This window comes from Pseudoalteromonas sp. ATL1 (assembly GCF_058933015.1).
Genome location: NZ_JBZYXL010000001.1, coordinates 342,941 through 366,965, shown reverse-complemented (window position 1 = coordinate 366,965; position 24,025 = coordinate 342,941). Strand labels below are relative to the sequence as shown.

General features: G+C 44.8%; 21 protein-coding genes. 11 read left to right on the top strand and 10 right to left on the bottom strand.

The window, feature by feature from the left end; genetic code table 11:
- Positions 1-134 precede the first annotated feature (134 nt).
- A complete protein-coding gene (gene fkpA, locus AC5FX4_RS01710) occupies positions 135-908 on the top strand; it encodes an FKBP-type peptidyl-prolyl cis-trans isomerase (protein ID WP_493604809.1) in 774 nt (257 codons plus the stop codon).
- A 64-nt stretch (positions 909-972) separates the two neighbouring features.
- Here fkpA and rsd read toward each other — a convergent pair whose 3' ends face one another.
- Entirely contained in the window at positions 973-1,443 is a 471-nt protein-coding gene (rsd, locus tag AC5FX4_RS01705) for a sigma D regulator (protein WP_493604808.1), read from the bottom strand.
- Positions 1,444-1,892: 449 nt separating this feature from the next.
- On the opposite strand from rsd, the gene hemE reads away from it, so the two are divergent.
- Positions 1,893-2,957, top strand: coding sequence for a uroporphyrinogen decarboxylase (hemE, locus tag AC5FX4_RS01700; RefSeq protein WP_493604807.1), 1,065 nt, complete (start codon positions 1,893-1,895; stop codon positions 2,955-2,957).
- Positions 2,958-3,028: 71 nt separating this feature from the next.
- On the opposite strand, the gene speE is transcribed toward hemE, so the two are convergent.
- Positions 3,029-3,889, bottom strand: a complete 861-nt coding sequence (gene speE, locus AC5FX4_RS01695) for a polyamine aminopropyltransferase (RefSeq protein WP_493607754.1) — start codon at positions 3,887-3,889, stop codon at positions 3,029-3,031.
- 398 nt (positions 3,890-4,287) lie between these two features.
- On the opposite strand from speE, the gene speA reads away from it, so the two are divergent.
- The 4 genes from speA to AC5FX4_RS01675 all read left to right on the top strand — a co-directional run bounded on the left by speA (position 4,288) and on the right by AC5FX4_RS01675 (position 9,297).
- Complete coding sequence (speA, locus tag AC5FX4_RS01690) at positions 4,288-6,168, top strand: biosynthetic arginine decarboxylase (protein ID WP_493604806.1); 1,881 nt, start codon at positions 4,288-4,290, stop codon at positions 6,166-6,168.
- A gap of 121 nt (positions 6,169-6,289) precedes the next feature.
- On the top strand, positions 6,290-7,165 hold the full coding sequence (yihG, locus tag AC5FX4_RS01685; RefSeq protein WP_493604805.1) for a 1-acylglycerol-3-phosphate O-acyltransferase, YihG family: 876 nt from the start codon (positions 6,290-6,292) through the stop codon (positions 7,163-7,165).
- An 18-nt stretch (positions 7,166-7,183) separates the two neighbouring features.
- Positions 7,184-8,104: a 1-acylglycerol-3-phosphate O-acyltransferase, YihG family gene (gene yihG / locus AC5FX4_RS01680; protein ID WP_493604804.1), complete on the top strand. Its 921-nt coding sequence runs from the start codon at positions 7,184-7,186 to the stop codon at positions 8,102-8,104.
- Positions 8,101-9,297 (top strand): mechanosensitive ion channel family protein, encoded by a 1,197-nt coding sequence (locus tag AC5FX4_RS01675; protein ID WP_493604803.1) that lies wholly within the window; start codon positions 8,101-8,103, stop codon positions 9,295-9,297. Before yihG (AC5FX4_RS01680) ends, AC5FX4_RS01675 begins: the two co-directional genes overlap by 4 nt.
- On the opposite strand, the gene chrA is transcribed toward AC5FX4_RS01675, so the two are convergent.
- Complete coding sequence (chrA, locus tag AC5FX4_RS01670; RefSeq protein ID WP_493604802.1) at positions 9,262-10,395, bottom strand: chromate efflux transporter; 1,134 nt, start codon at positions 10,393-10,395, stop codon at positions 9,262-9,264. The genes AC5FX4_RS01675 and chrA overlap by 36 nt on opposite strands.
- A 130-nt stretch (positions 10,396-10,525) precedes the next feature.
- Between chrA and AC5FX4_RS01665 the strand changes: the two genes are divergently transcribed.
- Positions 10,526-11,323, top strand: a complete 798-nt coding sequence (locus AC5FX4_RS01665; RefSeq protein WP_493604801.1) for a substrate-binding periplasmic protein — start codon at positions 10,526-10,528, stop codon at positions 11,321-11,323.
- 69 nt (positions 11,324-11,392) lie between these two features.
- Positions 11,393-12,025 carry a YiaD family glycine zipper/OmpA-like lipoprotein gene (locus AC5FX4_RS01660; RefSeq protein WP_493607753.1) on the top strand — a complete coding sequence of 211 codons (633 nt, stop codon included), beginning with the start codon at positions 11,393-11,395 and terminating at the stop codon, positions 12,023-12,025.
- Positions 12,026-12,059: 34 nt separating this feature from the next.
- On the opposite strand, the gene AC5FX4_RS01655 is transcribed toward AC5FX4_RS01660, so the two are convergent.
- From AC5FX4_RS01655 to AC5FX4_RS01630, 6 genes are all read right to left on the bottom strand, one after another.
- On the bottom strand, positions 12,060-14,609 hold the full coding sequence (locus AC5FX4_RS01655; RefSeq protein WP_493604800.1) for a serine hydrolase: 2,550 nt from the start codon (positions 14,607-14,609) through the stop codon (positions 12,060-12,062).
- Positions 14,610-14,821: 212 nt separating this feature from the next.
- The gene (locus AC5FX4_RS01650) at positions 14,822-15,910 is read right to left on the bottom strand and encodes a TonB-dependent receptor plug domain-containing protein (protein WP_493604799.1); all 1,089 of its coding nucleotides are present in this window, start codon (positions 15,908-15,910) and stop codon (positions 14,822-14,824) included.
- Positions 15,910-17,097, bottom strand: coding sequence for a TonB-dependent receptor plug domain-containing protein (locus AC5FX4_RS01645; RefSeq protein ID WP_493604798.1), 1,188 nt, complete (start codon positions 17,095-17,097; stop codon positions 15,910-15,912). Before AC5FX4_RS01645 ends, AC5FX4_RS01650 begins: the two co-directional genes overlap by 1 nt.
- Positions 17,094-17,966 carry an amidohydrolase family protein gene (locus tag AC5FX4_RS01640; RefSeq protein WP_493604797.1) on the bottom strand — a complete coding sequence of 291 codons (873 nt, stop codon included), beginning with the start codon at positions 17,964-17,966 and terminating at the stop codon, positions 17,094-17,096. The genes AC5FX4_RS01645 and AC5FX4_RS01640 overlap by 4 nt, the downstream gene beginning before the upstream one ends.
- On the bottom strand, positions 17,947-18,291 hold the full coding sequence (locus tag AC5FX4_RS01635) for a rhodanese-like domain-containing protein (RefSeq protein WP_493604796.1): 345 nt from the start codon (positions 18,289-18,291) through the stop codon (positions 17,947-17,949). The genes AC5FX4_RS01640 and AC5FX4_RS01635 overlap by 20 nt, the downstream gene beginning before the upstream one ends.
- 4 nt (positions 18,292-18,295) lie before the next feature.
- A complete protein-coding gene (locus AC5FX4_RS01630; RefSeq protein ID WP_493604795.1) occupies positions 18,296-18,484 on the bottom strand; it encodes a YgaP family membrane protein in 189 nt (62 codons plus the stop codon).
- 94 nt (positions 18,485-18,578) lie between these two features.
- Here AC5FX4_RS01630 and AC5FX4_RS01625 point away from each other — a divergent pair, with 94 nt between their 5' ends.
- From AC5FX4_RS01625 to AC5FX4_RS01615, 3 genes are read left to right on the top strand one after another with little or no spacing between them, the layout of a single operon-like run.
- On the top strand, positions 18,579-18,875 hold the full coding sequence (locus AC5FX4_RS01625; protein ID WP_493604794.1) for an ArsR/SmtB family transcription factor: 297 nt from the start codon (positions 18,579-18,581) through the stop codon (positions 18,873-18,875).
- Positions 18,876-18,887: 12 nt separating this feature from the next.
- Positions 18,888-22,187, top strand: a complete 3,300-nt coding sequence (locus AC5FX4_RS01620) for an efflux RND transporter permease subunit (protein ID WP_493604793.1) — start codon at positions 18,888-18,890, stop codon at positions 22,185-22,187.
- A complete protein-coding gene (locus tag AC5FX4_RS01615) occupies positions 22,174-23,220 on the top strand; it encodes an efflux RND transporter periplasmic adaptor subunit (protein ID WP_493604792.1) in 1,047 nt (348 codons plus the stop codon). Before AC5FX4_RS01620 ends, AC5FX4_RS01615 begins: the two co-directional genes overlap by 14 nt.
- Positions 23,221-23,241: 21 nt before the next feature.
- On the opposite strand, the gene AC5FX4_RS01610 is transcribed toward AC5FX4_RS01615, so the two are convergent.
- A complete protein-coding gene (locus AC5FX4_RS01610; RefSeq protein ID WP_493604791.1) occupies positions 23,242-23,919 on the bottom strand; it encodes a nitroreductase family protein in 678 nt (225 codons plus the stop codon).
- Positions 23,920-24,025 lie beyond the last annotated feature (106 nt).

The window sequence follows — 24,025 nt, the reverse complement described above, 5'->3', positions numbered from 1 at the left end:
ACAGAAAACGTTAAAAATATGCCGATAACGTCATACAATTTGGCATCTCAGGCGATGAATGATAATGTGGCTAAACAATTTTAACCATTAATAATATATTAACAGACAGTCGAAAGGCATGTCGGAGAGAGAGAATGAAACAGACGATTAAATTGTCTTTGGTAGCGGCTGCAGTACTTGCACTGACAGCTTGTAACCAAAAAGCAGAAGAGCAAAAACCTGTAGAACTAAAACTAGAAACTGAAGTACAACAGCAAGCTTACGGTATCGGTGCTTCTGTAGGTAACTTCCTACAAAAAGATTTAGAAGAAAAAAATGGCTTCGGTATTCAATTAGACCAAGCGCTTCTTATGCGTGGTTTTGAAGATGCATTAGCGGGCAACGCACAGCTAGACGAAGCTAAAATTCGTGAAGTGTTAACTGCATTAGATGCGAGCGTGCGCGAGAAGCAAGCTGAAAAAGTAAAACTAGAAGCAGAGAAGAACAAAGCTGAAGGTGAAAAATACCTAGCTGAAAACGCGAAAAAAGAAGGCGTGACTGTGACTGAGTCAGGTCTTCAATACGAAGTTATCTCAGAAGGTGAAGGCGAGAAGCCTGCGGATACTGACCGCGTAAAAGTACACTACAAAGGTACTTTATTAGATGGTACTGAATTTGACAGTTCATATGCGCGTAATCAACCAGCAAGCTTTGGTTTACGTCAAGTAATTAAAGGCTGGACTGAAGGTCTACAATTAATGCCAGTTGGTTCAAAGTACAAGTTTACTATCCCTGCTGAACTTGGTTACGGTGAGCGCAACCTAGGTAAGATCCCTGCAAATTCAACGCTTGTTTTTGAAGTAGAATTACTTGAAATCGAAAGCGATGAAGGCCACGGCGAAGACGGTCACAAGCACGCGTCAGAATAATCTTTCGCGATAATAAAAAAGGGCCTCAGGGCCCTTTTTTATTTTTATGTTCCGCAACATAGAGTTAATCAGTGTGATTGGCGTATAAGTTATCGATCAGTTCATCTTCAAGCTCAAAGCGTAGCTCTAATACTTCACCAAGGTTTGATAAGTCACTATCAAAATCTTTCAGTACTTGCTCTTGAGAATGCTCTGCATACTTATCGTTGAAATCAAGTGCAACATCAGTGGTGTCAGCAATACGTGGATATAGAGACTTGGCTAACTTAGCACTTTCTGGGCCTTTTTCTTCACATGCTTCAACTAAATTGTCGTAAATCTCGAAGTGTCCAGCTGATAGATAATCCATCAGTATTTGGCAAAATGACTGGATCTGCACTTGATCTGGTAAGGCATGGTCCTTTTTGTCATATGGAGAAAATCCCGCAATTTTACAAAATTGAAGTAGTAATTCTTGCCTCTCTGCTAACCATGCATCAATAACACTATGGCTGCCCCCCCATTTTTCTTGGGCTTGTTCTAACCTCGAAAGCATAGTGAATTCCTCTTGCGGATTGTTTTCTTCTATAAAAAGGAAATCTGCTGCAAAGGTCAACCTATTTTTATTTTTATTCTAAAAAAACAAAATAAATTACTGATAAATAAGGTGTATCTTTTTTGGGGTTTTAGAAAAAGAAAAACCACCATAAAGGTGGTTTGAATGCAGTTTAGCTATTTGATAACTATTTTTATTCTTATTATAAAGGTGTTTTGTTGTTATTTTTGTAACGCGGCATTTTTATAACAAGTTTTTACCCTTGTTGTAAATACTTTGCCACGATGTAATTTGAATATTTTTTATATAAAAAAGCTAACAACCTGAGTTACTGGGGAATTTAATCTAGATCATGAATGGGTAAATTTGCGCTTGGGTTTCGATAGAGCACAAAGCAAGATAGTGATACAATCTGCGCAATTTTTACAGTATTGGAATAGAGACACGCTATGAGCGAATTGAAAAACGATCGTTATTTACGTGCGTTGATGAAGCAACCAGTGGACGTAACGCCAGTATGGATGATGCGTCAAGCAGGCCGTTATTTGCCAGAGTATCGTGCAACTCGCGCACAAGCTGGCGACTTTATGAGTTTGTGTAAAAACGCTGAGTTAGCTTGTGAAGTCACCTTGCAGCCGTTACGCCGTTATCCGTTAGACGCGGCCATTTTGTTCAGCGATATTCTTACTATTCCAGATGCAATGGGTCTCGGTCTTTACTTCGAAACGGGTGAAGGTCCTAAGTTTGAGCGCCCGATCAGTTCACTACAAGATGTAAAAAATATTCCAAACATCGACCCAACGGATGAACTTGGCTATGTCATGAATGCTGTCAGTACCATTCGTCGTGAGTTAAAAGGTGAAGTGCCATTAATCGGTTTTTCTGGTTCTCCTTGGACATTGGCAACTTACATGGTCGAAGGCGGTAGCAGCAAAACCTTTGGCAAAATTAAGAAAATGGCATTTGCTGAGCCACAAACATTGCACTTATTGCTCGATAAAGTTGCGGACTCCGTGATTGATTACTTAAATGCACAAGTTAAAGCGGGCGCGCAATCATTGATGATTTTTGACTCATGGGGAGGGGTATTAAGCCCGCGTGATTACAAAGAGTTTTCGCTTCAGTACATGCACAAAATTGTTGACGGTTTAATTCGTGAACATGACGGTCGTAAAGTACCGGTAACGCTCTTTACTAAAAATGGTGGTCAATGGATTGAAGCGATTGCGGCAACTGGGTGTGATGCAATTGGATTGGATTGGACTATCGACATTGCTGACGCAAAACGCCGTGTAGGTGATAAAGTGGCGCTTCAAGGTAATATGGACCCTGCTATGTTGCATGGCACGCCTGAGCGTATCCGCGAAGAAGTACAGTCTATTCTAGCTGGCTTTGGCGAAGGCTCAGGCCATGTGTTCAACCTAGGCCATGGTATTACGCCTGATGTTGACCCTGAAAATGCCGGTGTATTCATCAATGCCGTGCATGAACTTAGTGCGCAGTATCATAAATAATCGGTCCGAATGACGCCATAAAAAAACCCAAGCTGAGCTTGGGTTTTTTTGTATAAAACGCGTGGATTTAATTATTTATTAAATGCACGTTTCATAAAGTTAGGTGTTGCCAATGCACCTTTGTGAATACCGGTATTGTAGTATTCAGTATCAAATGCCGCGTTATCCGCATCCGCTTCTCTAAAGCCCGCAAACTTTTCATCTTTACGTGCAAGCGTTGCTGACCATAAACCGCTTGGATAAATAGGTTGTGGGAATGGCAGAGTTTGTAAATCAACAAATCCAACCTCTAACATTGCTTCACGCATTTCTAAAAGCAGTGGCATGTGCGTCAGTGGTGATTCACTTTGCTGCACCATAATGCCGCCAGGACGTAGTGCGTTCAAACAGCTAGTGTAAAATGCATGATTGAATAAACCTTCACCTGGACCAACAGGGTCGGTGCCATCAACAATCACAACATCAATAGAGCTTGGTGCTGCTTCGCGCATGTACTTGATGCCATCGTCAAACATCACGGTTGCACGAGGATCATTATTTGATTCACATAACTCAGGGAAGTACTTCAAAGACATTTGTGTGACAACTTCGTCGATGTCGATCTGAGTGACACTTTCTACGCCTGGGTGTTTTAGGACTTCACGTAAAGTACCGCAGTCACCACCACCAATGATCACCACATTTTTTGGTGCAGGGTGTGAAAATAGCGCAGGGTGGCTCATCATTTCGTGATAGAAAAAGTTCTCACGTGTGCTCACCATTGTACAACCATCAATGATCATTAGATTTCCGAAATTGGTGGTTTCGTACATCTCAACATTTTGAAATGGTGATTGGATCTCATCTAATTTTTTGTTGATGCGCAGTGAAAATGCACTACCATCGCGGTCGCTCACCTCAGTAAACCAACGGTTTGCTTCTAAATTCGACATATCTGTTATTACACTCACAATATTGTAAACGCTAATTTTGCCAGCGCAGATGCGATAGCTCAATGAAAATTTGCGTGGCTTTTCATCATATGCGGCCACGAAACCCAAATGTAATAATAGAGCAAGTTCACAGTGAAGGTAAAACTAACCCCACCTTGATACATTGATATTTACCGAACGAGTTGCATAACAAAGCGCATTAGCGGGATGTTGCGACGGCTAGCATTTTGATTATTAAATTCATTTTTAATGTACTTGGGTGTGAACGCCGATTTCTTGTGCTCGTCAAACATGGTCAAATTCATACTGTTAGTTGGCACTCACACTTTAAAATAGTGTCGCTTATCCATTGCGACCGTATTAAAATAGAGGTTTTCGATGATATAAAAGAGAAAGCCATGACTTGGGGTTTAGACACTGCGCGCGCGATTTACAATGTCGCTCATTGGAGTGAAGGTTATTTTGATATTAATGCACAAGGTGAGCTGGTTGCTTACCCTGATGGTGATCACGACAAATCGCCAGTGTCTTTAACAGAGTTAACGGAACAATTTAAAGCACAGGGTTTGACCTTGCCCGTACTCGTGCGTTTCACCGATATTTTAAAGCACCGTGTTGATACCATGACCGATGCCTTTGCTCAAGCTTGCCAGCAGCGAAGTTATCAAGGGCCGTATAACTGTGTTTACCCGATTAAAGTTAATCAGCAACGCTCGGTTGTCACTAAGCTACTTGCACACCCAAGTGGTCAAGTGGGCCTAGAAGCGGGCTCTAAACCTGAGTTAATGGCTATTTTGGGTGTGGCCACGTCGCCGATCACTATCGTGTGTAATGGCTATAAAGACAGTGAGTTTTTACGGTTAGCCTGTATTGGCCAAGCTATGGGCCACAAAGTGAATATTGTGGTTGAGAAGCTTTCTGAGCTGACAACCTTGATCAAAGAAATTGATGATTTAAAGATTGAGCCTGCGATTGGTATTCGTATTCGTTTGAACTCGGTAGGTAAAGGTAAGTGGCAAAACACTGGCGGCGAAAAAGGCAAATTTGGTCTGACTGCAGGTCAAGTACTTGAAGCTGTTGAGATGCTCAGAGCTGCGAATAAGCTGCACTTAATGAACTTAGTGCATTTTCATATTGGTTCTCAAATTGCCAATATTCGCGATATTCATCGTGCACTCAAAGAATGTGCGCGTCATTTCGCTGAGTTATCACAGCTGGGTGTACCACTGAAAACCGTTGATGTGGGCGGCGGCCTTGGTGTGGATTATGAAGGGTCGGGCTCGCGCAGTGCGTGCTCAATGAACTACACCGTCGCTGAGTATGCGCGCAATGTGGTAAATGCATTTGCCGAAGTGTGCGAACAGCATGAATTGCAGCATCCTGCCATTATTACCGAATCGGGGCGAGCATTGACTGCGCACCATGCGGTCTTGATCACCGATGTAATTGACGTCGAAAAAGCGCCAAAACAAAGCGAGCCAACAGCGCCGTCTGAAGAAGCGCATGCTATTTTGCAAGAGTTATGGCAAACCTACAGCCGTATCACGCCTCGTTTAGCGCTTGAAATGTACCATGATGCGATGCACTTATTCAGTGAAGCGCATGCGCAGTACGTACATGGACTTGTGAGCATGACAGAATGGGCGCAAATTGAGCATTTGTATTTCACCATTTTGCATCAAGTGCGAGATTTACTGAATGAGAACGCCAGAGCGCACCGAGAAGTGCTAGATGACCTGAACGAAAAACTTGCCGATAAGTTATTTGTGAATTTTTCATTGTTTCAGTCGCTTCCAGATGTTTGGGGGATCCAGCAATTATTCCCGGTTATGCCGATTGAAGCGCTGGACCAACCGTTGACGCAACGCGCTATTTTGCAGGACATTACCTGTGACTCAGATGGTCAAATTCGTGACTATGTTGAAGGCTCTGGCATTGAATCAAGCTTACCCATTCCACCTTATACGCCGGGACAACAATATCATATTGCCATGTTCATGGTTGGCGCGTATCAGGAGATCTTAGGCGATTTGCACAATCTTTTTGGTGATACTGACTCAGTGCATGTGGAGCTAAATGAGCAAGGCTATACACTCACCAATGCGATTAAAGGCGATAGCGTGCAAGATGTGCTGAAGTTTGTGCACTATGATCATGCTCAACTGTCAAAAACATTCGAAGCGCGTGTTAATGAGTCGGTTCAAGATGATGCCTTAAAAGGCCAATATTTAGATGAACTGAACGCAGGTCTTGCAGGTTATACCTATTTTGAGGACTAGACAAAAATACCCAGCTAGGTTTTTTGTCAGATAAAAACAAGGTATTATCAACGGCCATATTAAAGGCTGAGGGAGCGTACACTCTTTTAGCCGATTGGCTTAGTTGTAAAGGAAGCATTGCATGTCATTTTTGCGTCGTATTTTGGGTTTGATATTGTACACCGTGAACACGCTCGTCTGGTTTGTTCCTATCTTTATCTTCGGTTTAATTAAACTCCTGCCCATACCGCCATTGCAAAAAGCATGTAGTTGGCTGGCAAAAGAATGCGCGAGTTTATGGGTTGGTTGCAATACCCTCAATCAAAATTTGCTCGCGCCTTTTGCATTGAATGTCCATGGCCTTGAAGCCGTGAAACGCAAAGACTGGTATCTCGTTATCGCCAATCATCAAAGCTGGGTTGATATTCTCGTGATGCAGCGTGTTTTGCATCGTCAAATTCCATTTCTAAACTTCTTTTTGAAAAAAGAGCTTTTGTATGTGCCTTTCTTGGGCTTGGCTTGGTGGGCGCTCGACTTTCCATTTATGACCCGCAGCAGTAAAAGTCAGCTCAAGAAAAACCCAAAGCTCAAAGGCAAGGATGTAGAAACAACAAAAAAAGCCTGTGAAAAATTCAAAACAATGCCAGTTAGTATTGTGAACTTTGTTGAAGGCACGCGTTATACTCAGGCTAAACACCAGCGCCAAAAAAGTCCTTTCAAGCACCTTTTAAAACCAAAAGCAGGTGGTATTGCGTTTGTAATGCAAGCGATGGGTGAGCAGATCAGTAAGGTAGTGAATGTGACTATTCATTACCCTGAAGGTATTCCTACCTTTATCGATTTCGTCAGTGGTAAGGTTAAAGCCGTTGATGTTCATATTGAAGTCATGCCTGTCAGTGATAATCTGATTGGGGACTATAGCAATGACAATGAGTTTCGAGTTCGTTTTCAAAATGAACTAAATCAACTTTGGAGTCAAAAAGACGCGCAGTTACAGCAGTTTAGTGGTTCTGAATAAGTTAGAGTGAGGTTGGCAATGCTCAGAAATGATGTACCTAAATGGGTTTTCGGATTGCTAGCAACTTGGGTTCTGCTACTCAATACCTTAATTTGCGGCGTGATGGTATTTTTGCTTGGTCTAGTAAAACTGTGTTTACCAGTGCGGGCTGTGTCGGTGTTATTACATCAAGCCTATGGCCTCTGGTGTAAGGGCAATAAACTTGGTTTGCAAATAGGCTGTGGTCAACTCAACATACAAGTACCGGATGACGTGCAATCAAATGGTTGGTACTTGTTGGTCTCAAATCACATCAGTTGGTTAGATATCGTCGTACTCAGCGCCATAGATGCGTTACCCGCCCCGAAGTTTTTCCTAAAAGATGAATTAAAATACGTGCCTTTTATTGGAACTGGGGCGTGGGCCATGGGAATGCCGTTTATGAAACGGGCCAGCAAGGCACAAATCGCTAAAAATCCAAAGCTTAAGGGTATGGATGTGGCGAGAACAAAACACAGTTGCCGCAATTTCAAAGATCATCCAACAACGGTGATTAATTTTGCTGAAGGGACGCGCTTCACACCCGTTAAGCACGCCAAGCAGCACAGCCAATTTCAGTATCTATTAAAGCCCAAGGCCGGTGGTACGGCATTTGCGTTAGAAGTTTTGGCAGATCAACTCGATGGTTTACTGAATACCACGATCATTTATGAATCAAAAGGTAGCCATATTTGTCGAAGCTTCATGCTTGGACAGCTTTGTAGTGTTAATGTCGATGTAGAATTAGTGAAGATCAGCACACTGCCACTGGGTAATTATCAGCAAGATAAAGCGTATCGCGTTTGTTTTCAAAATTATCTTAATTCTCTTTGGCAAACGAAAGACCGTCAAATTGATTTGTTCTACTCAAATAACCATGCGAGTACACAGAACATTAATAAGGAAATTGCCCCGTTATGACTTTGGTTCATATTACTGATTTGTTGGATGCTTGGTTTGCCAAGGTACCTCAGGGAAACATGCTCAGTGCATTAACTGCCAACAGCATTGGTATTATTGCGCTGATATTTTTGTATCTATTTACCCGTCGCTTGGTTCTACCCAGCATTCAAAGAGTGCTCACCAAGGTATCTCCAACACGCATTGGTCATTTAGCGCCTGAATTAAACAAGCTCACTGGGCGCTTAGCCGCAATGCTGTGCTGTGTCGCATTTTTGGCATTTTATGAACGGGTACTTGTTGCGCCAACGTGGTTAATGGGAGTGTTTTTGTCACTCGGGCAAATCATTTTAGTGATCATTGCCGGCTTTTTGTTTAGTGGTTTTGTTAACCTAGCACATGCCATATACAACCAATTGCGCTTCGCCAAAGATGTGCCAATTCAAGGCATAGTGCAAGTAACCAAATTAATGGCCTTTATTGTCAGCAGCATTTTGGTGATCAGTATGCTGCTTGATAAATCACCGACTTACATTCTATCGGGCTTTGGTGCCATTGCTGCGGTCACCTTATTGGTTTTCAAAGATACGATTTTAGGTTTAGTCGCTAGCATCCAAATCGCGGCGAATCGACTTGTGAAAACAGGCGATTGGATCCAAGTTGATGCGTTTGGTGCAGATGGTGAGGTACTAGATTTAGGGTTAAATACGGTGAGAGTGAAGAACTGGGATAACACAGTCACGACCATTCCTACCTACATGTTGATCTCCGATTCGTTTAAAAACTGGCGAGCTATGCAAGAGTCAGCAGGGAGGCGTATTAAGCGTGCGTTGTTAGTCGATATGCACAGCATTCAATGTCTTAGTAGTAATGAAGTTGACGAGCTTAGACAAAAGTTTGGGGTACTTGAAGAAGAGCAGTCTCTGCCGAGTAACGTGACTAATTTGGGCTTATTTCGTCGTTATGCGGAGCTGTATCTAAAAACGCACCCAGATATCAATCAAGAATGTGTGTGTATGGTCAGAGAGTTACCACCAGCGAATTACGGATTACCCATTGAATTATATTGTTTTAGTCGTAACAAACAATGGGTTGCCTATGAACATATCCAAGCCGATATTTTAGATCATATGTTGGCAACGATGGGCGCATTTGGATTACGCCCGTATCAAAGCATTTCAGGTCAGTTGTTGCAACAGCAAGCCGATGCCTGAGAAAGCAAGTAACATCATCCATATTGGCGGCTTTGCCAGTTTTAGCACCGCAAAGCCGATTATAGCGACGCTGAGATGCCACAGGTTATGAACAGCCGAAACCAAGATTGGGTTATATAAGGCTGCTGCAAGTAAGCCAACCACGGCAGCGTTTAAAGCGGCCGTTATACTGGCAAACTTTGGATAAGCACTCAGCGTTTGCCAACCATTAATGCATGCCCACATGAGTAATAAGCCGGGCAAAAATATCGCCACAGTTGCGATTGCAGCACCTAGCCAAATATTGTCAGGTTGTGCATTGGCACCCAAAAAGGTTGCAATGCTAAACATTGGGCCTGGTACAGCTTGCGCAGCGGCATAGGCGGTCAAAAAGCTATCCTGTTCAAGTCCTGAAACCGTGCTTTGTAGCAAGGGAAGCACCACATGTCCGCCACCAAATACCAGAGCGCCAGCTTGGTAAAATTGTGCAAATAACGCACTTGGCAAATTCATAAAAGTGAGTAAAAACAAAAGAGCAAACAAGGCTAACACCGGCCAGTTCACAGATGCTGAATGTGCGACTGTTGAAACCGGTAAAGAAGTAAAGCGATACAACAGCCCTAATACTGCGGCGCCGCTAAGTACCCATAGTTGTCCGTGCAATGTGGGCAGCAGTAAAAGGATAAGTGTGCTAAAAAAGGTGACGACCTTTAGTGGCGTTGTTTTGCAGAAGCTTTTTGCCATGCTGAGCACCGCATCCAACACCACGACTACGGCAAATAACTTCAAGCCACTGATCACGCCAAGCGCGGTGTTGTTGAGTTGAGAAGCTGTCAATGAAAGCAGTAACATAATGAGAAATGATGGCAGGGTAAAACCCAAAAATGCAGCCATGCCGCCAATAATGCCCCCACGTTCTAAGCCAATTGCGAAACCCACTTGGCTCGAACCGGGGCCCGGTAATATTTGTGACAGGCTGATCATTGCACTATATCGATCATTGGAAAACCAACCGAGATTATCTACAAAGTGTTTTTTAAAAAAGCCTAAATGTGCAGCGGGACCACCAAAACTGGTGCAGCCAAGTACAAAAAATTGATAAAAAATACTCAGTGCCATAGCCTACCTTGTGATAAAGTTAACGTTATAAAGTCGCATAATATCATGACAATCTTATGATATTTATCTATCTAAGTATGCAGTTCATTATGCGGTGACTTCAGTAAGGTTCAGCGTAACTATGCTATAGGTGAATAAGGGGTATGACAATTTGCTGCGTTTAGTGATTGCTTTTAAAATATTTTTTACTGCTTTAATGGGGCAAGCACACGCTGAACACCAAACGATTCATGTTGCTATCGATCATGCGCCGCCATACAGTACGGTTACCAGTGATGGAGATGCGTCTGGCTTGATCTTAGATATTGTCAGAGCGGCCGTTGCAGATCACTATCTGGTGCGTCCAGTGCCATGCCCACTTTCTCGTTGTTTGCGACTGCTTGAGCAAGGTGAGGTAGATGTGATGGGCGGCTTAATTAAAACTCCGCAAAGACAATCATCAATGGTATTTGTTGAACCGCCCTATATGGCTTTACCCTCCTCATTTGTTTTTTACGCGAAAAAGGGGAGCAAAATGAGTGTGATGCGATTTGAGGATCTGTACGGTAAACGGATTGCAGTGATGCGTGGTGCGGCATTTTTTAAGCGTTTTGATGAAGACGAGAAATTGGATAAAATTGAGGTAACCTCAGAGCAAGTCGCGTTGGATCTGGTGCTAAAAGGGCGAGTTGATCTCGCTATTGCGATTGAGGATACCGCAGAAGTGGCGATGAAAGCGCTAAAGCAACCCATCTCGCAACTTGAAACCATGCATTATCGACACACGAAATTGATTTATGGCTATATGGCTTTGAGCAAGTCTTTTAACAAGTCTGATGGAGCGACACGTATCCACAAAGCAATGGAAGAGTTAGCGCGCACGCGTCAGCTGGATAAAATTATTGCACCTTACTCACTCCCCCCTATTCCTGAACGGCTGTTGCAATAAACGACATAAGTTAATCTACGATTCAGGCGCCTCCTTTTAGCCTTAAGCAAAACTATTTTGGAGGTGATGATGATCTTGAACAAGCAATGTGCAGTGGCTGTTGCGCTGAGTGTAACTCTAATTTCTGGTTGCCAAATGACCAATACCGGCAAAGGGGCATCCATCGGCGCTGCTGCCGGCGCTGTGTTGGGTAAAGCGACGGGTAATCATAAAGATAAGCGTATTTTTATTGGTGCCGCGATTGGTGCACTGGCTGGAGCTGCAATCGGCGATTATATGGATAAACAAGAAGCTGCATTTCGTAAGGAGCTTGAGGGTTCCGGTGTTGAGGTGATCCGAGAAGGGGACAATATGCGCCTTGTTATGCCAAGCAATATTACTTTTGCCTCCAGCCAAGCGAACATTTCTCCTAGCTTTTATCCCACTCTAGATGCCATTACTAAAGTGATGAATCAATACGAAAAAACGTTACTTAATATTGTGGGTCATACGGATAGCACGGGGAGTAACGAGTTAAATCAGCGCTTAAGTGAACAACGTGCCAACGGAGTTAAAAATTACTTACTTGGTCAAAATGTCTTGGCGGCAAGGCTGCAAACGCAAGGTATGGGTGCATCTGTGCCGGTAGCGAGTAATGGCACCGAGCAGGGACGAGCGCAAAATCGCCGGGTCGAAATTCAAATTGTGCCTAATCGGGCATAACAAAGCGGAGCGGTGCAAAGCACCGCTTCTTTCATTATTTGGTGTAAGCCAGTTGCAGAGCCAGTTGCTGAATAATAGCCATCGCCTCTTCGTGCGCTTCATGGTTATCGTCGCCATTACTGAGTAACACAATCCCGTTGTTGTGTCTGATATCACCTATCATTTGTGACATCACACCTGGATCCGAACCGTCGTGATGAATTAAATCGCCGTCAAGCTCCCAAAAATAACCAATGTCTCTGCTGGGCACGGGTGTATCCGTTTGTGGGCTTAGCATAGCCGACACCGCGTTGGCGGATAACGCTTGTTGTTGGTCAATTTTACCCCCGTTCAGACTGGCAATTAAAAAGCGCGCCACATCATTCACGGTTGAAATCGCTGCGCCATCGGGGTAGGTCACCGCACCGTAGTCAGGCATTGGCATCAATTTATTGTCTTCTGGTGAAAATACAAAGCGTGTCGCGACGTTATCAGGTGTAGGGCCTACTCCCCAGCGACTATTGTTCATCGCCAACGGTGAAAATAGGTAGTTTTGCACTAACTCAACGAATGGCGTCTCTGTTTTTTCTTGAAGCGCGAATGCTGCAAGTGCCGTGGCGATGTTTGAGTACACGTAAATGTCTCCAGTGTCATGGCCATATTGACTGGTAAAGTTCTTTTCTTGATAGCGAGTACCGTTTTCACTTAAATAATTTGCTAGATAGGTGCCAAGATCGGGGTTAATTTTCTCATCACAAATTTCGCTGCCCAGCAGCGCATCATTCATGTTTTGCATGGTGTCATGCAAAAAGTAAGAGCAAGTGTACGCAATGGTTTCATCGACAATACCACTGGTATGGGTCACTAGGTGTCTAAAGGTTATTGGTTGATCTTTTTCGGGGATTGCATCGAACGTAAAAGGCACAATTGAGGCTATGGAATCGTCAATGGAGATCTGCCCCGCGTCAACAGCATGCGCAAGTGTCGCGCCTACGAGTGTCTTGCTGACTGACGCGAGATAAAAAGGCGTATCGGCCTGTACTTGTGTTCCTTGAATGTCTGCCACACCAAAACCTTGGCTATATGTCAGTTGCCCATTTTGAATAACTGCCACGGCGAGGCCTGGTAATTCACTTTGTGCCATTAGCTCGTTTACTTGCGCTTCAAAGCTGGCCACACTGATGGCTGGGTAAGTTTGTTTACCGAGTTTTTCTAATGCGTAATCGTAAGTTGCAAAGCGGAGCAATTCGTCAGAGAAACCACTAAAGGCAGGGATCTGAACATCAGGTTGTAGGCCGCGGGCTTCAAAATTCTCACCTTTTAAATTACGATATTCTTCATTGGATAAGCCCACTTCCCAACCATTCGGTAAGGTTAGTCGCAGCACATCTGAAAACGCGCCTGATGTTTCTTCGCCAATATGGGTGACTTGCGGAAGCTGTTTCATCATCATGGCAAAGACTTCACCGGCACTCATGGTAATTTGGCTGGTAAGTAAGTACACAGGTTTAAGGTAAGGGTCAGATACTGCATTGAGTATATGATGTGATTGTGATCCCAAACCGGCTCGATTGTTGGCCCGCTTATGAAATGCAATGCCTTCTTTTTGGTTAAACTGTTTAGCGAACAATTTAGCTATCGCATCTTCTCCGCCAAGGTTATTGCGAATATCGATTATCATACCATCCGTGTCTTTGAGGTCGCTCATGATCTCGTCCACATACTTTAAGGCCGCTTCCATATGGACTCTTACGCTCGCTTCGGGGTCGCTCGAAAAATCAGCTAGATTGTTGATCACAAGAATGCCAACATTGTCAGCCGTTTTGCCCCAGATCAGTGTTTTTGGTCCTTCTTCCAACGGGACGGTTTTGAGCGTGCTTTCGGTGATGTAGCTGGCGGTGGTTTCTTCGTAATCTTCCAACATTGACGCGACCACATCCATGGTCTCGACATCGAAGCCAAAGCGCAAATACGATTTAGCTTCGCCTTCTGCACTGCGCATGATAGGGCTGGGTTTAAGCACATTGAATTCTTGTGTTTTGCTTTCGAGATAAACGTGCGCATCTTGCAAAGGTGCAACCATGTCTGCCATCACTGCAAACAATTCTTCGTCGCTCATCGCATCGTTAATACGCGGCGCATAGGTATCGTACTGCGCTTGCCAATCTACATGTCGAATATCAAAAAAGGCATAGTAATCATTAAAGGCATGCCAAAAGTACTCAAACACTTGGCTTGGTTTGGCATCCTCTTTTACGGTGATTGGCGCGTTACATGTTTCAGGCAGTTTATCCGTAGAGGTATAGGTTGATACATTCACATCGTTCATCACCAAAAGCGTACTTTTCTCTTGCGAGACTCTGGCAAAGTCACCATTTTTGGCCTGTTGGTGAGTTTGCTTGTTTACTTCAATACAACCTTGGTTGTTTAACTGGTAGTGAGTCACATGTGTTGAGTTTATTTTTATAACTTGCCCGTAGCTGGTTCTTTTCCATACACCTTGTGCTTTTTGCAGCTCAGTTCGGTTATCGTTACTGTCATTACAGGCAGTCAATAAAGCCGTAGTCGCCACGGCGATGGCTAAGGTATGTAATTTGAAGTTCATCGAGAGCAGTCCTTTAACAAGAGTGATTGTATGCTTGTTAGCTTATGCGGAATTGGCATCTAGAACTGTCAGCAAATGCTCAGAAATTGTTTAAATAACCAGAACAAACTTACACATTTCTACATTTTGGGAGCCATGTCTGAGGAAATAGGTTACCGACTTATTAGGGAAAGACGATAACCTAAGGGGAAATACAAATTGAACCGACTAGATCAGAAATCCCACTTCACGCCAAAACTTGGGATCATTGGCAGCCAGTAGCCATATTCCTGATTAACTATCACCTTCTCATCACTGCCAAGTCGATAGTTGGTCGCTTCAACACAACACTGATTTTTGCGATTAAGTAGGTTCGACACTTCAAAGAACACCTGTAGCTGGCTATCGGGCAGTAAATATTGTTTGGAAATCCGCAAATCTAAGCGCATGTAATTGGCTAGAGATTGCTGGTTTCTTTCTTTGAGATGTCGGACGATTTGTTTTTCACCATTGTCAGCGGTGCGCACGGTGCCATATTCTCCGGTGCTCGGCCAACCGGAGTGGTAGTGCGCGGCGACATTTAGGTTCCAACCGTTGTCGAAGAGATAGTTTACCCCGCCATTTAAGGTGTGGGTTTGATCCCAGCTACGATTAACCTTTTTCCCGTCGACGGTTTCTTTTGCATCTGACCATGTGTAGTTAGCATGCCAGCGCCATTTTTCGTTGATTTGCTTTTGCACAGACAACTCTACGCCTGAAATTGTCCCTTCGGTTGCCACTATGCGGCGTCTGTCGGCTTGCCCTTCGGGAAAGAAGTTAAGAGGGTCGAGTACACTTTCATAGCGCGTTGGAATGTCAGACAGACGCTTATGATACGCTTCAAGGCGATAATTAAGGTCATTTAATGTGCCGTTATAACCAAGTATGAAATGCTCTGCTTTTTGTGCCTTTTGGAATGTTGTTACGCCATCAGCTACTTGTAAGTCCAAAATGTCCTGAGCTTGATAAAAGTGGCCCCAGCTAAAGCTGACACTAGAATCCTCATTTAAATGATAAGACAGCGCCGCGCGAGGACTGATTTGACTATCACTAAATCCTTGATAATCTTGCTTATCATACCGAAGTCCAAGCTCTCCCGCCCACAATGGGCTAAAGCGATACTTTGCACTGGTATAAGCCCCAATGTCAGCGCCTTTTGCGGTTACTTTGGCATCGACTTGTTTGGCCTGAGGCTGATCGGCGTAGAGTCGGTGGTAACGGGCGTACATGCTGTAGTCATAGTTAGCATCCAGTTGTTTTGCATGCATGCCAAACTCAAGCATCAAATTGTCACTACTAAGCCAGCGCCAATCTTGTTTGACCTCAATGAAAGAGAAGGATTTATCATCTCTTTGGCATCGACTTGTTTGGCCTGAGGCTGATCGGCGTAGAGTCGGTGGTAACGGGCGTACATGCTGTAGTCATAGTTAGCATCCAGTTGTTTTGCATGCATGCCAAACTCAAGCATCAAATTGTCACTACTAAGCCAGCGCCAATCTTGTTTGACCTCAATGAAAGAGAAGGATTTATCATCTTTGAGTGTCAAGTCAATTTCGTAGGGGTCGTTTTGCCCACCGCGTCGTTGTTCTTCAACTTCGCCAGCAGAGAGCATCATGGTGGAGCTTAAATCATCACGCCAATTAGAGTGTAAGCGAGTCCAAAAGTACTGGCTTGCGTAGGCACCGCTGATTTTTTCTTTAACATAATATTTTTCAAACCCGTTCCACTCATCAAAATTATCGTCCAGTAATTCATCATCATAGGCATAGAGTAAGTTGGCGGACAGGGTGTGCGTGTCGTTTAACTCGTAACTGACCTTACTATACAGATCGGCGTAAACCGGCTCGAACTTACTGGTTTCGTCATCCATGGCTTTGAGCACCATGTCTAAATAACCCCGTCGAGCAGAAACAAGCCACTGGCCTTTACCTTCGTCAAAGCTACCTTGCCCGGCAGCGCGTGCATTGATAAAACTGGCTCCTAAGCTGTATTTGGCTTGCTCAGAGGGAATGAGGGAGTCGATTTCTAACACGCCGCTGAGTTTGTTACCAAAACGCGCTGCAAAACCGCCGGTATAAAGGTTTATTTGTTCGGCATTTTCAGTGTCTATGATACTAAAAGCACTGTTGAAGCTTTTCATGTGAAAAGGACGGTATAGCTGTTGACCATCCAACAGAACTAACACTTCATTGGCTTGCCCGCCACGTATATAAAAGTTTGCTGAGTAATCGCCCGCACTGACACCAGGTAAACTGGGCATCAGCCGAAATACATCGTCTGCGATATGCGGTGCTTGTGCAATGCCTTCTCTATCTAATTGTTGAATTGCTGAGCCATTGGTTTTCATCAACATATATCGACTCGCGCCAACTTCTATATGCTCTATTTCTTGTGCTGTCACTTGGTTTTGGGTGCCCGACAACGCAGCCACAATACAAAGTGTAAGTTTGCGCTTGTTATAATTTGTCATTGCGGGAGCTCCAAGTATTCAAGAGGGAGTTTAGAAAATGCGAGGGCCATCTCATCGAGTTCTGATTGTGCTAACCAATGACCATCAATCACGACGCCAAGGCGGCTTCTGAGGTTTTGAATATTTTCTAGCGGATTTTTGCTGAACAACACTAAGTCGGCTAAATAATCTGGTTTGATCAATCCTCTGTCTTGTGGTCGCTGCAAGATACGCGCTATCACGGTCGCAGGCACTTTTGTCGCAGCAACGAGCGCTTGCTTAGGCGATAAGCCTGCTTCAACCATCAGTTCCATATCTCTCAATAACAACGCGGGTACAGAGCCTGCGTCACTGGTATCCGAGCCAACTTGTACTTCAATACCCGCTTCGACCATTTGTTTGACAAGAGACAAGGCAAGATCGTGATGTTCTGGAGCGGCGTCTCCTACTTGTGGCTCTTGTTGCCAGATAGCCAGTATGGCATCGGGAATATAGTCATATATATTGCTTTGATAAATATCTTCACCGCTCGACCATTTCGCGACCACTTCATCGGTAGACCAATTGAAAATAAGCGAAATTTGATTCTCTAGCATGGTCTTGATGACCCATTCAAGATAGGCTTCATCATCCATATCGGGATCTACGTGATCTTTACCAACGATAATCTCAGATAAATGGGCAATTTCATTGTGATGGGCCAACACGTTTTCCATTGACGTATCGGGTATATGGCCTGATAGAAATAACCCCAGCGCTTTTGCGGTTTTGGCCACTTGTAGATAATTTTGCTCGGTGACACCTGAGTACACTTTTACAAAATCATAATTAAGCGCTTGTTGCTGATAAGTGCCAAGCGAATACGTTAAATCAGAACACTTGGCAAACATCACCGGCTTTGCAGGTGATCACACTGACATTTTGATAGCCTAGCCGGGTTAATTGCTCGGCGGCAAAGGTCGCTCGACCACCTGCGGCGCAGTGTAAATAAATAGGCCGTTGTGCATCTTTTTCGATTTCTGGCAATTTAAATTCTAGTAAACCGCGTGGAATATTAATGGCACCATTAGCTGCCATCGTTTGGTGTTCGTTCGGCTCGCGTACATCAATGAGTAGGCCTGCGTTTTGCTCAATTTCGGTTTTGGCTTGCTGTGCCGTAATACAACGCTGGTTAGGGCTGACTGTTTTTAAAACATCTTGAACTGCAGTTAACATGCAATTACTCCTTTACGCCTAATTTTTTAAGTAGGGTGATCATCGGGCACCATTGAGTGAATGCCGACTGGATCAAGTTAACACCGATAAACACACTAAACCAAACCCAGTTCTCATGTACAAAATGACTCAGTGCTAAAGACAGCAATAACATACATCCTGCTATTAACCTAAGCATAGCTTCTAATTTCATAACAACTGCCTTATACATTAGCTTTTACTAATATTAGACACTGCTAATGTGTTTGTCTATACTTTGCACAACTTTATTATTATATGTGGTGATCATGGACTTTGAGGCAATGGCGCATAACGCGCAACAAGCAGAGGCTTTGCTAAAACTCATGGCAAATAAAAATCGGTTAATGATTTTATGCAGTTTGCTAGAGCAGGAGATGAGCGTGAGCGCGTTGAACGAAAGCGTGCCGTTAGCACAATCTGCGTTATCACAGCATTTGGCCAGCTTACGAAAGGCAAATATCGTAGATACTCGTCGTGACGGGCAGACAATTTACTATCGTGTGGTCGATGAAAAGGTCAAAGCCATTTTGCAGCAGCTCTACCAACTCTTTTGTGCAGCATAAGGAACGCACATTATGAAAATTATCGACAAGGTGTTAGCGGCAAGTCTTGCTGGTCGACTACCTGTGGTCTTGTTGTTTTTATCTTTGCTGATGGGGTTGTTTGCTTTGCAGTTTACGCCACGCGAAGAAGAGCCACAAATCGTAGTCCCTATGCTGGATATTCGTGTGAATACGCCCAACTTGAGCGGCCCAGAAGTGGCGCGCTTGGTGACCGAACCACTGGAAAAGCTGCTGTCACAGCTCCCCGGTGTGGAGCATATTTACTCAACCACAGACACCGGTGGTACGGTGGTAACCTTGCGTTTTCATGTGGGGGAGAATCGCGAGCAAGCTATCTTAAATACCTACACTAAACTGTATGCAAATCAACATACCATGGCGCAAGTGGTGCAAAGTTGGCAGGTACAGCCTGTTGAGGTCGACGATGTAGCAATTTTGATGCTGGGCTTATACAGCAAAGACTCAGCGCGATATAGTGACTTTGAGCTGACCCGATTTGCGCAAGAACTCTCTACTCAATTACAAAAATTACCGAATACCAGCGAAGTGAAAGTGATCTCTGGGCGCAAACGGCAAATTCAGGTTTACCTTGATGCAACGGCGCTCGCGGCACATCAAACAACACCTTTGGATGTGCTGATGGCGCTCAATGTCAGTAACCAGCTGCAACGCGTCGGCAGTCGTGTTGAGGGCGAGCAGCTTATCGCTTTGGAAGCGGGTGATGTACTCAGAAATGTAGCGCAGGTATCACGATTAACGGTCAATGTGCTGAATGGCCAAGAGGTGTTGCTTAAAGATGTAGCAAGGGTAACGGATGAGCCAAGTGAGCCGGACGCCTATCAGTGGTTGGCGCTAGATGAGCAACAGCAAAACTTGCCTTTGGTGACAATATCGATTGCAAAACAACGAGGCAGTAATGCGGTCGTCGTTACTGAGCAAAGTTTGCAGTTGATGGCGCAGTTGAAAGAGCGCTTATTACCTAGTGACATTGACGTTAAGGTGTTGCGTAATTACGGCGATACAGCAAACGAAAAGGTAAACGACTTAACCGCAAGCTTGACGTTTGCCGTTTTGACTGTGGTGATATTTATCGGTGTGTTTTTAGGTTGGCGTCCAGCCATTGTGGTGGGTTTGGCTGTGCCTATTTGCTACGGCATTACCCTTGGGCTTGATTTTGCATTTGGCTATACCATTAATCGGGTGACGTTATTTGCGTTGATCCTCTCTCTGGGGTTGTTGGTTGATGACCCCATCACCGGGGTGGAAAATATCAGTCGTTTTTTGGCGAAGCGCAACACAACAGATAAAACGCATACCAACAAACAAGTGGTTGCCGCGATGTCTGAGATAAAAGTGGCCCTGCTGATGTCGACTTTAACCATTAGTGTGGCGTTTTTACCTTTGGCTTATATCACCGGCATGATGGGACCCTACATGGCACCTATGGCGTTCAATGTACCGGTGAGTGTGATTGCTTCAACGCTGGTAGCGTTTTTAGTTACGCCATGGTTGGCAAAAAAATTACTCCATAATCATCCCATTGAAGAGCCCGACCTTGGGCACAAAACATCCTTTTATAGCCGCGTGTTAACGCCATTACTGGCACAGCCTTGGAAAGCCAAAGCAGTGCTGTGGAGCATGCTGGTGCTGTTTATGATCAGTGTAAGTTTACCGCTGTTTCGCGCAGTGCCGCTTAAGTTATTACCTTTTGACAATAAAAGTGAAGTACAAGTGCTGATTGACTTGCCTGAGGGCAGTACCTTGGAGCAAACGGCTAAAGTGACCAGACAGGTGCAGCGTGTAGTGTGGCAGCAAAATGAAGTGACGGCCATTGCAGCCTACGTGGGTGAGCCATCAAGTATGGACTTTAACGGCATGGTGCGCGGTTACTATCGCCGTCAAGCGCCCCATTTAGCTGATTTACGGGTGTTACTCGTTGATAAGGCATCACGTGCACATCAGTCTCATGCTGTGGTATTGAGATTGCGAGAGGCGCTCAAACCATTTAATCAGCACGGCATTCAAGTGAAAGTGGTGGAAGTACCACCTGGCCCCCCCGTTTTGAGTACTTTGGTTGCGCAAGTGTATACGGCTCCTTTCGTGCCAGCACATACACATCAGCAAGCGGCCAGTGCTTTAATGGAAAGGCTGCGTGCAGAAGCTCATGTGGTTGAAGTGGATAGTTCGATGGCAGAAACAACCTTTATCAAGCGTTTTGTAACGGATAAGGGAAAAGCGGCACTTTCTGGTATTTCAACGGATGACATTAATCAGTCACTACGAATTGCCAGTGGCGGGTTAGATGCGGGATTAGCCTATATCGAGCATGAGGCGCAACCCGTGCCAATCAATTTGCGCTTACCGTACAGTGAGCGTAACCAGCAACCTAACTTGGATGCGCTGCAGCTCAGAGGGCAACGTGCATTAAGTAAAGTGGGCAGTGAATACGGGCTCGATAGCGCAACGCGTCCGCTGGTGGCGCTGTCGGAGCTGGGGCGTTGGCAGGATGTGCTCGCGCCACAACCTATCGTACGCAAAGATCTGCAAAATGTGATTTATGTCACGGCAGAACTCAATGGTCGAACGCCTGGCGAAGTCATCGCGGATATCGTGGCGGATGAACACGCAACTCAAAATACCGAAACTGATTGGCGTGCACGCACCTTTTTAAACAATGGCGCAGGCATCGCATGGCAATTACCAGAGGGGGCGTCTTACAGCTTCAGCGGTGAAGGGGAATGGCGCATTACCGTAGATGTTTTTCGCGATATGGGCATCGCCTTCGCTTTTGCACTGTTGGCTATTTTTTTCATCTTACGCTGGCAAACCACATCCAGCTCGGTGTCGCTAATTATCATGTCTGCGATCCCGCTGACCATGATTGGCATCATGCCGGGGTTTTGGTTGCTTAATCAGTTTGGTGAGCGAGAAATAGCGGGCGCGCCTGAACCGGTTTTATTCACAGCCACAGCGATGATAGGCATGATAGCGCTTGCTGGCATAGTGGTTCGTAACTCACTCATTCTCGTTGAGTTTATTAATCAAGCACGCTCGCAGGGCATGGCGTTAAAGGCCTCTCTCATTCAAGCCGGAGAAGTGCGCATGCGACCCGTATTGCTCACTGCTGGTACCACTTTATTGGGCAACCTCGTGATCATACTCGACCCCGTGTTTAGCGGATTAGCGTTAGCGATTATTTTTGGCATTATTGCCTCAACGATATTTTCGTTGCTGGTGGTGCCGTTGGTTTATTTTTTAGTGTTTAACAAAGCAAAGAGCAGCAATCATGTTATCGACAATGAAGAAAACTAAACAGTGGCTAACTCCCGTGTTTGCAGTGGTGCTATTGCTGTTAGTAGTAGCCTACATGGCAGGCATGTTTAACCAGGTGATTGACGCGGGAAATAAGACTGCGCCCGCGCCTTATCAAGGGCAAACTCATATCGTTGAAACACATCCGGTGATGCATCATGAAGTGGTGAACGCCAATGTGTCGGCCAGAGAGAACACGCTGGTTGCCAGTCGCTTACTTGCACAACTTAAAACCCTGCATGTGCGTGCGGGACAAAGCGTTACGGCGGGGCAGTTATTGGCAACCATTGATGATGCGGATTTAAAAGCACGGGCTTCTCAAGTACGCGCACAGCAAGACGCCATCGATGCGCAATTACAACAAGCACGAAAGCAGCTCACGCGCAGTGAAACATTACAACAACAAGGCTTAGTTGCTGTAAATGTGGTGGATGAATGGCAAACCAAAGTAAATGAGCTTCAAGCTCAAAAAGTTGCGTTGGCTCAACAGTTAGCGTCGGCAGAGGTGGCTTTGCGTGATACAAAAATTATCGCGCCCATCAATGGTACTGTGGTTGAGCGCCTGCAAGAACCGGGTGTGATGTTGACGCCGGGCATGCCGATTGTTTCATTGTATAACCCCGCGCAGTTACAGATCAGTGCCGCGGTGCGAGAGCAACTGGCGAGCAAGTTGAACTTAGGCGATGATTTAAAAATCCATATTCCAGCCAGTGGCGCAACCCAGTACGCCAAAGTCAGTGAGATAGTGCCCGTTGCGGATAGCAATGCACGGCGCTTTATGGTGAAGCTGGATGTGGATCTCGCTGAAAACGTAAAACCGGGCATGTATGCACAGGTATTTTTACCCTCACTGAGTTTGCAACAAGTGTTGGTACCATCAAAACTCGTCAAGCGTTATGGGCAATTAACCATGGTGGAAGTGGTGGAACAAGGACATATCCAAAGGCGTTATATTCGCTTGGGACAAACACATAATGACAAGGTTGAGGTTTTGAGCGGCTTGAGCGAAGGAGAAGCATTGGCGGTTCGTTAACCGCCAATATGAGTCAGCGATTTATAGAAATGTCGTGACTTCTTCAAACGGCTTTTTCACCAGCGCGTGATCTGGCACGGTGGCATCTTCGCTCGGGTAACCAGCAATCAGCAGCATATAAGGGCGCTCATTATCTCTATCACGCCCGCATATCTCAGTTAGAAAGCTCATTGGTTTGGGGGTGTGTGTGAGGGTAGCGAGTCCCGCATTGTGTAGTGCCTGAATTAAAAAACCAGTGGCAATGCCTACGGACTCGTGCACGTAGTAGTTGGTGTTTTTGTCTTCACTGTGAATACCGCCTTTTTTCTGGCTAAAAATGGCGATTAGCCAAGGCGCATGTTCAAGGTAAGGTTTATCGGCGTCTGTGCCTAATGGTTTTAAGGCGCCTAACCATTCATCACCAGCACGTCCTTCATAAAAAGAGCGCTCTAAGTCTTCCGCAGCTTGGCGAATTTGTTTTTTAACATCTGTACTGTTAATTGCAACAAAATGCCAAGGCTGATGGTTCGCGCCACTGGGTGCCGTCGCTGCGGTTTTGATGCACGCTTCGATAATCTCTTTTGGTACAGGACGGTCACTAAAGCTACGTATCGTATGGCGGCGTTTAGAATTTTCTAAGAAAGACTCGGCACGTGCGAGCATCTCATCCTGAGGGTATTCAATAAAGTCTGTTAATGGTTGTTGTGCATGATCTTGCATTTCTCATTCCTTAGTGTTTCTTATTTAAATGTAGTGTTTCAGTGTTTACATTCTATTGCAATTATTACGATGCCATTAATTGTCCCTATATTGTAAAGCTGATATA